We start from the raw sequence: 11,541 nt of genomic DNA on the forward strand, positions 1-11,541 counted from the left end.
TTTTATATTAATCCTAGTTCTTTTAATTCTTGTTCGATACTCAATTGATGATTTAGTTCAGGCAAAATCATCGGTAAACGTAAAAATGGAGACGACATTTTGTTCATTTTATACAATGCCCATTTGGGTAAAACGGGGTTTGGTTCTAAAAACAACGCGTGATGCAGTTGCTGTAACGTTGCATCAATTGCGCTGGCCTGTGCATACTTTTTGGATAAAGCATATTCACACATTGCAGACATTTGTTTTGGTACGATATTTGCGGTCACTGATATAACACCGTGACCACCATTATTTAAAAATTCGCAGCCCGTGGCGTCATCTCCACTGAATAAAAGAAAGTCGCTTGGTACTGCTGCCTGTAATTGGGCTAAACGACTCAGGTCACCCGTAGCGTCTTTAATGCCGACTATGTTGGCGTGAGAGGCTAAAATAGCCACCGTAGAAGTATGCATGTCGAGTACTGTTCTTGAAGGCACGTTATAAAGAATAAGGGGTAAATCAGACGCGCTTGCAACAGCTTTAAAATGCGCAACTAAGCCCGCTTGCTGCGGTTTATTATAGTATGGAACAACACTTAAAAAACCGTCTACGCCTACTTTCTCAATTTGTTTAGTTAAAAATACAGCTTCGTTAGTAGCGTTTGCACCACTACCCGCTATTACTGGTATTTTTCCTGTGGCACATTCAACAATAAATTGTATAACCTTAATATGTTCTTCAAAAGGAAGCGTCGCGGATTCACCGGTGGTGCCAACGGCCACGATGCCATGAGTATTATTTTGTATATGAAATTCGACTAGTGTTGCCAAACTTGCATAATCGACATCGCCTGAATCAAACATAGGCGTAACTAGTGCTACAAAACTACCACGAAACATCTTAACTCCTCATTTTTTTGTAGCGCAATAGTAGTGTGCCCAAGACCTAAAAACAAGCGTTGCAAACCTTTATAATCAATAAATTACCGAAAAAAGCAATTCATCAAATATTTTATATCGCAAATTTCATCAATCTTTAGATACCTGATATCATATGGCAATAGACAACGATTATTTGGCTTTGTTAAATTATGGAACAACGCGCTGCACACGAACAACTCATCGTGAATATCTTAGGCAAGAGTTCACTGCTTGCACTTAGCAACATAACGGCCTGTATAAGCAAACATAATTGTAATATTTTAGACAGCCGCCATGCGCAATACGGTACTGACTTTTCCTTAACCATGATTGTCAGCGGCGCTCAGGCGGGCGTTACTATGCTTGAAATGGATTTGTCGACACTGTGTGTGCTTGATGATCTTCTGTGTATGATGAAACGTACCACAGGCCATCAAAAGCAAAACATTGAACAAGTGATTAACCTCGCCTTTTCAGGGGCCGATGCCAGCGGTGTTATGCACAAAGTCACGCAAGGTTTAGCCTTTTGCGGGGTATCTGTTAGCGCGGTCCGGCAAAAAACATACCGTAAAGAAGATCAAAATATTCTTGAATGTAAAATGATTTTAACTGCACCAAAAAACACTGACTTAATTGCTTTTGACACAAACATTAAGTCGCTTCTCCACGGAATGGGACTTCATGGTAAATTAAGCCATAAACCAATAGAGGAAAATGATGAATACACTGAAAGCTGGTGACAATGCGCCACAGTTTACCCTTCAAAATCAGCGTGGTCAAAGCGTTGACATATCGTCTTTACAAGGCTCAAAAGTGCTGGTGTACTTTTATCCAAAGGCTTCGACACCGGGTTGCACCGTGCAGGCAAAAGGCCTACGTGACAGCATAAAAAAACTAAACGCTAAGGATGTAACCGTACTGGGGATTAGTCCCGATCCAGTGAGCAAATTAGCTAAATTTGCTGAAAAAGAGATGCTCAATTTTGATTTATTGTCTGACGAAGATCATAGCGTCGCTGATACTTTCGGCGTATGGGGTTTGAAGAAATTTATGGGTAAAGAATATGACGGTATTCATAGACTGAGCTTTCTAATAGATGAAACAGGCAAGATTACTCATGTATTTGATAAGTTCAAGACAAAAGACCATCATGAAGTTGTTCTGGCAGCTTTATAGTAAAAGTGATCTTAGTCGCATTAAAAAAGCCTGCATGCTGCAGGCTTTTTTAATGCACGTAAATCGATAATCAAGTGCCCCTTTACGCCAATGTTTCTGACGTATTCTTGGGTGAAGACCAAGCGGTAATGAGTGCTTTGACCAAGGTGGCTAAAGGAATAGCAAAGAATACACCCCAAAATCCCCATATACCGCCAAATAAGAGCACCGCCACAATAATGTAGAGCGGATGCAAACTCACCGCCTCTGAAAACAAAATAGGCACTAACAAATTGCCGTCAAGCGCCTGAATAACAAAATAAACAATCATTAAATATCCGAACGAAGAGCTTAACCCAAACTGAAACAGCCCCACCACGGCAACCGGTATGGTAATTACTGCAGCCCCAATGTAAGGAATAAGCACTGAGAATCCCACTAGCACACCAAGTAATACAGCAAATCTTAAATCAAGAATCGTAAAAGCAACACTGCTCACGGAGCCAACAATCGCTATTTCAATAACCTTGCCACGAATATAGTTCGCGATTTGCAAATTCATTTCCTCACCCACTTGCGTGATTAAACGTCTTTCCTTCGGTAAAATAGAAGAGATGCTTTGCATAAATGCTTTTTTATCATTAAGCATAAAAAAGACCATCAACGGCACCAGTACAATATAAATTAATACTGCGACAATATTACCTATAGAACTAAACGAGGCTGACAATACTTGTTCACCAAACGAAACCAATCTTTCATTCATGCCTTGCATAGTTGATTGAATGTACTCTACTTCGATAAGTGATGGGTATTTGGCAGGTAAACTGACAAGCCACGTTTGTGCAGAGTCCCAAATAAGAGGAATGTCCCTAACTAGGTTAATACCTTGTTTTGTTATGATCGGAATTAAACTTATAGCTAATAAAAATGTGATGATAAAAAATACAATTAATGTGGCGCTTGTGGCTAACCATCTTTTAACGCCTAGTTTTTCCATTTTTGTGACAGGCACATCTAGCAAGTATGCAATAACGATAGCTACCAGCACCGGCATCAATATTCCGCCAAACACGTAGAATACAACCGCAACTATAAGAAGAAATAATAAAAGCATAAGCGCATTTGGGTCAGAAAATTTGCGTCTATACCAGCTTCCGAAAACACCGAGCATGTTGCCTACCTTTAAATGGGTCGTGATACTTTATATTGTTTAAGATGGTGAAGCGTTGTTATTCACGATATATTGTTCGCTTACAATCAATAACGCTGTTTGCTGAAACTTAGCTGAGCGTTATTGGTCTATGCATAGTATAAGTTATATAGACCAAGATGGAAGCAACGAATATAGATGAAGTTATTGTGGAATGAATTAATCGCTTATAATAAATGCATTCTTGTGATGTGCCTATGCGTGTTCTCCCAGCTTTGTATAGCACAAAGTGTATTGGGTTTAGGCGATAATAACCGTAATCAATTGCCTGAAATTGGCGTGGTAGCTTCTGACGCAATTACCATAGACAAAGAGAAAATAGTGGGCGACATTATTATGCGTCAGCTAAGAGGACAAGCCCCTTTAGTGCAAGACCCCGTTTTGCAAGAATATATTCAAGGTATTGGTAACAGGTTGGTTATTCACGCTGATAACACGAAATTCCCCTTCCAATTTTTTATGATCAACAATCCCGTTCTAAATGCGTTTGCATTTTACGGTGGCCATATTGGTATTCATACCGGTTTGTTAACTGCATCATCTACCGAAAGCGAGTTGGCGTCGGTATTAGCGCATGAAGTTGCACACGTTACCCAAAGGCATTTAGCCCGGCGCGTACAAATGCAAAAACGGAATTCGCCGCTTCAAATTGCTAGTTTAATAGGCGGAATATTGCTGGCCATGGCAGACCCAGAAGCGGGTATAGCTGCGGTGCAAGCCAGCTCTGCGGCTGGACAGCAGGCAAACATTAATTTTACGCGAACTAATGAAATAGAAGCCGACAATATTGGCATTAATATTTTGTATCGCGCTGGTTTTGATCCCCAAGGCGCCCCCGGTTTTTTTGAAAAGTTACTGGCACAATCGCGTGGTCGTTCGACCCAGTTATCTTTTTTGCAAACGCATCCACTGCCCGCTGACAGAGTTGCACAAACGACCACGCGTGCACGCAGCTTTGGCGTTCGTAATGTGCCGCCTAGTCTCGATTTTCATTTGGCAAAGGCTCGAATACAGGGGCGTTACATGAGCTCGCCCAAGCGCAATATTAACCTTTTTTCGAGCCAGTTAGCCAGCAGCAATAATGCTAAACAAAAAGGCGCTCAATATGGCTTAGCCATTAGCTTATTTGAACTACAAAGATATGATGAAGCAAAAAACATACTCGATAAACTGATGCTTAACGACAAAGAGAATTTATTTTACTTAGATCTAATGACCGACATTTACATTAAGCAAGACGCGCCTAGCAGCGCTATATCGTTGCTGACTCCACTATGGCTTAATAAACCCCAAAATTCTGTGCTAACACTTAATTTAGCTAATGCTTATATAAGTGCCCAAAATTTTGAGCCAGCTATTCAGATGCTACGAGATTTGCTCTTAGTAAACAAAGAGAACTTCTTAGCCTATCAACTACTTAATGACGCCTACAGCCGCAGCCAGATGAAAAAAGAAGCACATATGACTAAAGCTGAAATTTATGCGCTTATTTTAGCATATCCATTGGCCATAGATGAGCTGCAGTTTGCCTATAATCAGGTCGACTCTGACACTTTAGAAAAACTAAGAATTAAAGGTCGTATTGAACAATTTCGCGAAGCGCAGGCCTCAATGATGAGCTTGAATATTTAATTATGCTAGCACATCGTTCACTTCGGTTTACGATACCCAAGTAATGTGCGTTGTTTGCATTGCTTGCATTAAAGCGCAGACACAACATCATTTAATGCGGTTTTCGTTTGTTCGCCTAATAGCTGGCCTGCTAACGTTCCGTCTGCCTTTATAATGAACGTAGCGGGCAAATATTGTGGCTTCTCGAATGGAAAATTAGTTACAATTTCAGAGATTAATGGAAACTGTATATTATATTTATATCGGATAGCACTTAACTTTTCGTTGCTGAGGTCATCAAAACTTACCGCAAAGAGTTTCACATTATTGGGAGCTTGATGATAAAATTCATTCAGATGTGGGATTTCACGTAAGCAAGGCGCGCACCATTCTGCAAAATAATTAATAACAACAACAGAGCCCCTTAAGTCAGAATGTTTGTAAGTGTTTTCATTTAAGGTTTTAAAATCATAAGACGCTAGACTATAGGCATATAATCCCGCCGCAAAAGCAGCAACCGCTATGCTAGACCACGCAAGCGCACTGTGTAATTTATTAGTCACCTTTTGCACCGATATTTTTTTATAATTAAGGATAATCAATAATGCCTAAACCTAGGTCATATCACAAGCTTAGATATTTTGAAATTCGTCAAGGACTTACTTTTTTGAGAAAAAACGAGTTAGCTACCTTTAGCAGTATATTAAATAACAAAAAGGAGATGTTTAATGACTAAAGTATTAGTACTTTACTATTCAAAAAATGGCCGAACAAAAAAATTGGCGACAAAAATTGCCGCAGGCATTGAGCAAGCAGGTGCAAGTGCTGTGCTTAGGACGGTGCCTAGCATTACCACTAAAACGAACATAAATAACGAGCCATCAGTGCCAAATGAAGGCGATATTTACGTGAGTAAAAGAGATCTGGTAGAGTGCGATGGCTTAGCGCTTGGCAGTCCGACTCACTTTGGCAATATGGCCGCTCCTTTGAAACATTTTATAGATTCTTTAACCGATGTATGGTTAAAAGGCACACTGGTCGGCAAGCCCGCCTGTGTTTTTACTGCAAGCTCCAGCATGCATGGAGGACAAGAAACAACGCTTATATCTATGATGTTACCTTTGTTCCATCACGGTATGTGTATCGTAGGCTTGCCATATTCTGAACCGGAGTTGCATGCAACCGCCTCAGGCTGCAGTCCATATGGCGTGTCGAGTGTACAAATAGGAAGTAGTGACGAACTTAGTAATGACGAAGCAATATTAAGTGTTAAAATGGGCATCAGATTAGCGCAGCACGCAATAAAATTAGCCACATAAATGTATATAAAATAAGAGATGACCACATGGTTCAAAGCAAAAAGCCCCACACGCTAGGCGCCAGTAACGACCTAAGTGATGATGACAACATGATCGAAGATGCGCAAAAAAAATTGCCGCCCCATCTTGTGCCTATGTCGCCTAAGGTAAAGCGATATCGTTATTTGGCGCTTGTAGGCCACCTCGGTCTGTTAGCGTGGATGTCTATATGGTATCTAGTGTTAACAGGCGCACGCGATTATTCTTTCCTCTTTATTTTTATCATGTATTTGTTACCGCTGCTATTCCCACTTCACGGTATTATCAAGGCTAAACCTTACACACATGCTTGGTCGTGCTTTGTAGTGCTTTGGTATTTTATGCATAGCGCGACTACCATGTATGTTGAGCCTAGCTATTTTTTACATGCGTCTATTGAAATGATTTTTGTAATAATGATGTTTACAGGCTGCGCAATGTTTGCACGTTTACGTGGCCAAGAATTGGGCACTGGCCTGCCTAAATTGAGTAAGGTAATGGAGGACGAAAAAAAGTTTTTCGAGAAATAAGTTTTGATAGGCTCATGCCTGCCTTACCCGCTAATGAAATATTCCGACAAAACCGCCTTATAAATTTAAGGTGGTTTTAATAAATGGAATAGTTATTTTGCGCTTACTTTCAAACGAGGCCTTGTCTAAAGTATTTACCAGCAGCATAAGATCGTGCATGTCGCGCGAGGTTCGACTAAGTAAAAATCCTATCGCATCTTGTGTATAGGCGATACCAATTGCTTTAAGATGATTCTCCAACGCTCTATATTTATCGTCATCATTGAGCTGTTGTAGCGTAAAATTAGTACCCCAAGATAGGCGCGTGCGCAGATCAACAAGGGCATATTCTATTTGATCAATTGGTTCACTTGTGGCAATTAATAACAGTGCACCCTGAGCTTCAGTGAATTGGTTTATGATGTCAAAAACCGCCGTTTGCCAATTTGCTACACCGCTAACGGCTTGAAGATTGTCTATACACACCACATCTTTACTGATAAGTCCTAGCAGCATTTCAGGTGGCATATTTATAGTGTGAACGAGATCAATATACTGCTGCGTTAACCCGCTCAAAGCAGCTTGTTCGCAAGTAGCAAGCAGCAGATGCGATTTACCGGCCCCGGGTCCACCTGTTAATACACAAATTCTTTGAGAGGCTTGAGGATAATCAACTTTATCATTAAGTACGTTCTGCAAATGGCAAATAAGCTGACTGTTTTTACCTTCCACAAAATTGTGTAAGCTATCTTGCTTGCGAAATGATACTGGGAGAACTAGCTGCATCTATTCGCCCTGCCACCTAAACGATATCTCAGCCTGCTGAAACGTCGTATCTAAGCTGAGACGTTTGTCTAGCAGCAGTATAGACTTGAGTTGCGCTATTGATGTTTTTTGATCAATTTCGACTAAGGCTATATCGTTTTTCTGTTTAATTAGTTTAATATTTTTAACTGAGGGCACAGACTTTATCAAGGCCAACATATTGACGTAGTCGGCTAAAGAATCAATGCCGCTAATAGCAGCCCTAATAGATTGACTGCCTGTTTCTGACTGCGTGTTTAAGGTAAATTGTTCAGCCAATACATTGGCGTAGATATCAACTAATTCTATTACTACAGCCTCTTCACTGCGGCCAAACACACGGCCGGTTTCAACACTTTTGGGACGCCTGAAATCTGCACTAGTAATCACATAGTCGAGTTTATGTGTTGCGTCTCTAGGAATTTTTTCAGTGGCCAGTGACTCACTGATTTGTTCCACGGTTGCACTAATCAGATAGTCAGTATTGTAACGCACACTTTGGTCCTGCAGCTTTGAAATAAACTGATTCCACACATCATATACCGATACGTTCATTGCATCATTTAAGTCTCCTAATGGAATAACGACTTCAACACCCCTAGCAAAGGCTTTTGAGTCAATATTCTGGGCCATGTCATTGAATGAGCTCCGATACACTATATTTTTTTGATTTTCACTATTTTCTATAGCCAGCCAAATAACGGCGGACGGACGTAAACTCGCCCACACGTTACGACCACTAGCGACCAATAAACTTTGCACTTTGGCTTGATTGAAGCTAGCTTCAAACACCAAATTCTGACCTTGTTGAATAAAGCTGCTGGCAATAAGAAACTGTTCGTAATTGTCAATTGCTTTAGATATTTCATTCTCATTTACGACATCAATATTACCGCTTAACTTTATAAAAACCTGTTTAAGCGCTAATTTCCCCGCTTTTTGTTGGCTGTTTGTAGACTGATCATTTACTGCTATACGACCAATATTGACATGTTCAATATTACCTGCGGCACTAACAAAACTCATCAAAATAAGTAAAGCGCAAAGGTGCTTCAGGCTGATGAAAGTATGGTTTTTAGCGTTATTTTGACTATTTCTGCGTGTATTTAGTCGTTTATATAAGCACACAAGCAAAAGGCTTTTAAGCGATTTTAACAAACCAACCTCTTATAATAGTTTTCGTATAAACACTATTGTCGAACATTTATGCGTGTTTTGCATTAAAATTTTAGTTTAGTTTTTAATACCCTTTAATTCCTCATACTGGTAATATATGTCGCGATTTATAAAGCCAAATTAAGTAAGGATGACAAATGACTGATTCAAGCCAATCATTGAGTTATAAAGATGCCGGTGTCGACATAGACGCGGGCAATGAATTAGTTGAACGTATTAAGTCTGTTTCAAAAGCTACCCACCGACCCGAAGTTAAGGGTGGCTTGGGCGGTTTCGGCGCTCTTTGCTCACTGCCTCAAAAATATAAAAATCCACTTTTGGTATCGGGCACAGATGGCGTTGGTACAAAATTGCGCCTAGCTATGGACAATAATAGACACGACGGCATTGGCATTGATTTGGTCGCAATGTGTGTAAATGACCTCATTGTGCAAGGTGCAGAGCCTCTGTTTTTTTTAGATTATTACGCAACTGGAAAACTCGATGTCGATACCGCTGTCTCCGTTGTTACGGGCATTGGCAAAGGCTGTGAGTTAGCCAACTGTGCGCTGGTCGGTGGTGAAACTGCTGAAATGCCGGGTATGTATCACGGCAACGACTACGATATAGCAGGCTTTTGTGTCGGCGTTGTAGAAGCAAGCGAAGTAATTGACGGCACCAAAGTCAAGGCAGGCGATTGCTTAATTGCATTAGGCTCTTCTGGCCCTCACTCAAATGGTTATTCCTTAATTAGAAAAATCATTGAAGTTGCCAAGGTTGATGTCAATGAAGCCTTGCACGGCAAGCCTATTATCGATCACTTATTAGAGCCTACCCGAATATATGTTAAAAATACGCTGGCGCTACTTGAAAAATATAAGGTCAATGCAATTTCTCACATTACCGGCGGTGGTTTTTGGGAGAACATTCCTAGAGTTCTGCCTGATAACGTAGCGGCAAAAATAGACGCAGCTTCTTGGGAATGGCCAGTAATTTTTACTTATCTACAAGAAAAAGGGAATGTAAACACTCATGAGATGTATCGCACGTTTAACTGCGGTGTAGGCTTGTTATTGGCAGTCGATAATGACGATGCTCGTGACATTGTCGATTTTTTGTCAGCCGCGGGTGAGAATGCGTGGATTATAGGTAGGCTAGAAGAAAAAACGAGTGATGAAGCGGTTATTATTGAGTAATGGTATTGCCCGTAGCATGTTTCCCTAAACGTATTGTTGTCTTAGTATCCGGCTCAGGCAGCAACTTGCAAGCTATTATAAACGAATGCTCTGGCGGATTTATAAATGGCAAAGTGGTTGCTGTTATTTCTAATGTACACAACGTATATGCCCTAGAACGAGCTAAATTTCATAGCATTCAAAGCCTCGTTCTTGACCATACAGCATACGACAGCCGTCATAAATTTGATGAAGAGTTAGCTGCCCATCTTACTAAATTAGCACCTGATTTAGTGGTATTAGCAGGATTTATGCGCATATTAAGTAAAGCATTTGTAAGTCAATTTCACGGAAAAATGTTAAATATTCACCCTTCATTATTGCCAAAATACCCAGGTTTATATACGCATAAAAAAGTAATTGATAATAAAGATAAACAGCATGGCGCTTCAGTTCATTTTGTTACTGCTGAGCTAGACGGCGGGCCGGTAGTCTTACAGTCAGTGATTGCTGTCTGTGATAACGATTCGATGCCCAGTTTACGCTCGAAATTGGCAAGTACTGAGTGGCTTATTTACGCTTTAGCCGTTAAGTGGTTTTGCCAAGGCACTTTACGATTGCAGCAAGACAAAGTATGGTTCGATGATGACCTAGACTTCTCACTGTCTCCAGACAATACATCAGCAGGCTGTACAATAAGAATAAATAATAATAAGGGCTTAAAAAATGACGAGGAAAAACACTAGCGCTTTCATTAAAATGCTATTTTTAATAGTATTTTATACTTTTTCCGCTTCACCAGCATATGCATTCGCTGAAATAAATATAGAGGCAAATCCACCAGCAGCGACACAAGAATCCACTGCGCCAAGCATAAATTTAAAACCTTTTAGTGCAAAGTATGTCGCGTTTCGTTCAGGTAATGATGTGGGTATTGCGCTACTTGAGCTAAAATCACTAACCGGCAAGCATTACGAGTTAACTTATGAGTCCATTGTTTCGCGTTTCTTTTTAACCGATGAGCGCTTTGAAAAAACTACTTTCTCTAACGAACTAGGAAATTTGGTGCCACTTGAATATTACTATAAGCGTTCCGGCACAGGCCCAAACAAAACACTTTTGCTGAATTTCGATCAGTTAAATCAAAAAATTCATGTGGATGAAAGTGCATCGCTTCCTTGGGATGATGAGCTTGACAATCAGCTATTCAGAATAGATTTCCCACAGCAACTAGCCAATGGCAACACCAATAAGGTTTACAATTTCATCAACTACAGAGGTGAAAAGCGCCAGTATCAACTTGAGGTGATGGCGACTGAGAATTTAAGCCTCCCCTATGGGAATATTAACGCGATTAAAGTACTGATTGGTCGTGAGTCACCTAGAAGAGTAACGTATGCTTGGTTTGCGCCAAGTCTCAATTATAACCTGGTACGCATACAGCAGTTTAAAGATGAAAGCGAGCAAGGTGACGTCCAGTTAAAAACATTTAAATATTTATAACAATTAGTGCTTATAGTGCGCCTATATAACACACGAAAAGCGGTATCAACCGATCGATGCCGAGCGAAAACACCATGAATTCACGAAGATAGTTAGCACATTATTAGTATCATTAACTTGATTTATTAGATAATTATGGTTACATTTTGAACGTCTGGTCTGACCTTTGGAGAGAAT

The 11,541-nt window shown here is 40.3% G+C and carries 13 protein-coding genes; 8 read left to right on the forward strand and 5 right to left on the reverse strand.

All coding sequences use genetic code 11. The features are described from left to right. Window positions 1-2: 2 nt before the first annotated feature. Window positions 3-881: a 4-hydroxy-tetrahydrodipicolinate synthase gene (gene dapA, locus BAE46_RS01225; protein ID WP_006003787.1), complete on the reverse strand. Its 879-nt coding sequence runs from the start codon at window positions 879-881 to the stop codon at window positions 3-5. Between the two features lie 191 nt (window positions 882-1,072). Between dapA and BAE46_RS01230 the strand changes: the two genes are divergently transcribed. Next, a complete protein-coding gene (locus tag BAE46_RS01230; protein WP_006003789.1) occupies window positions 1,073-1,642 on the forward strand; it encodes a glycine cleavage system transcriptional repressor in 570 nt (189 codons plus the stop codon). Next, a complete protein-coding gene (bcp, locus tag BAE46_RS01235) occupies window positions 1,620-2,078 on the forward strand; it encodes a thioredoxin-dependent thiol peroxidase (protein ID WP_006003793.1) in 459 nt (152 codons plus the stop codon). Before BAE46_RS01230 ends, bcp begins: the two co-directional genes overlap by 23 nt. Window positions 2,079-2,160: 82 nt before the next feature. Here the strand turns inward: bcp and BAE46_RS01240 are convergent, their stop codons facing one another. After that, window positions 2,161-3,231 carry an AI-2E family transporter gene (locus tag BAE46_RS01240; RefSeq protein ID WP_006003794.1) on the reverse strand — a complete coding sequence of 357 codons (1,071 nt, stop codon included), beginning with the start codon at window positions 3,229-3,231 and terminating at the stop codon, window positions 2,161-2,163. Window positions 3,232-3,459: 228 nt separating this feature from the next. Here BAE46_RS01240 and bepA point away from each other — a divergent pair, with 228 nt between their 5' ends. Continuing rightward, window positions 3,460-4,902: a beta-barrel assembly-enhancing protease gene (gene bepA, locus BAE46_RS01245; RefSeq protein ID WP_070111660.1), complete on the forward strand. Its 1,443-nt coding sequence runs from the start codon at window positions 3,460-3,462 to the stop codon at window positions 4,900-4,902. A gap of 68 nt (window positions 4,903-4,970) precedes the next feature. On the opposite strand, the gene BAE46_RS01250 is transcribed toward bepA, so the two are convergent. Beyond that, window positions 4,971-5,444: a TlpA family protein disulfide reductase gene (locus tag BAE46_RS01250; RefSeq protein WP_040520281.1), complete on the reverse strand. Its 474-nt coding sequence runs from the start codon at window positions 5,442-5,444 to the stop codon at window positions 4,971-4,973. 165 nt (window positions 5,445-5,609) lie between these two features. On the opposite strand from BAE46_RS01250, the gene wrbA reads away from it, so the two are divergent. Together wrbA and BAE46_RS01260 are read left to right on the forward strand one after the other, a co-directional pair. After that, window positions 5,610-6,200, forward strand: a complete 591-nt coding sequence (gene wrbA / locus BAE46_RS01255; protein ID WP_006003797.1) for an NAD(P)H:quinone oxidoreductase — start codon at window positions 5,610-5,612, stop codon at window positions 6,198-6,200. 26 nt (window positions 6,201-6,226) lie between these two features. Beyond that, window positions 6,227-6,748 (forward strand): DUF2069 domain-containing protein, encoded by a 522-nt coding sequence (locus BAE46_RS01260; RefSeq protein ID WP_083256760.1) that lies wholly within the window; start codon window positions 6,227-6,229, stop codon window positions 6,746-6,748. Between the two features lie 57 nt (window positions 6,749-6,805). Here BAE46_RS01260 and hda read toward each other — a convergent pair whose 3' ends face one another. Next, window positions 6,806-7,513, reverse strand: a complete 708-nt coding sequence (hda, locus tag BAE46_RS01265; protein WP_070111585.1) for a DnaA regulatory inactivator Hda — start codon at window positions 7,511-7,513, stop codon at window positions 6,806-6,808. After that, on the reverse strand, window positions 7,514-8,557 hold the full coding sequence (locus tag BAE46_RS01270) for a DUF2066 domain-containing protein (protein WP_141567207.1): 1,044 nt from the start codon (window positions 8,555-8,557) through the stop codon (window positions 7,514-7,516). Window positions 8,558-8,844: 287 nt separating this feature from the next. On the opposite strand from BAE46_RS01270, the gene purM reads away from it, so the two are divergent. The 3 genes from purM to BAE46_RS01285 are packed head-to-tail and all read left to right on the forward strand — an operon-like array spanning window position 8,845 to window position 11,364. Then, window positions 8,845-9,882, forward strand: a complete 1,038-nt coding sequence (gene purM / locus BAE46_RS01275; RefSeq protein ID WP_006003803.1) for a phosphoribosylformylglycinamidine cyclo-ligase — start codon at window positions 8,845-8,847, stop codon at window positions 9,880-9,882. After that, window positions 9,882-10,607 carry a phosphoribosylglycinamide formyltransferase gene (gene purN, locus BAE46_RS01280; RefSeq protein WP_006003806.1) on the forward strand — a complete coding sequence of 242 codons (726 nt, stop codon included), beginning with the start codon at window positions 9,882-9,884 and terminating at the stop codon, window positions 10,605-10,607. Before purM ends, purN begins: the two co-directional genes overlap by 1 nt. Then, complete coding sequence (locus BAE46_RS01285; RefSeq protein WP_006003809.1) at window positions 10,588-11,364, forward strand: DUF3108 domain-containing protein; 777 nt, start codon at window positions 10,588-10,590, stop codon at window positions 11,362-11,364. Before purN ends, BAE46_RS01285 begins: the two co-directional genes overlap by 20 nt. Window positions 11,365-11,541: the final 177 nt, after the last annotated feature.

The organism is Glaciecola punicea (assembly GCF_001756615.1).
GTDB classification, from domain to species: domain Bacteria; phylum Pseudomonadota; class Gammaproteobacteria; order Enterobacterales; family Alteromonadaceae; genus Glaciecola; species Glaciecola punicea.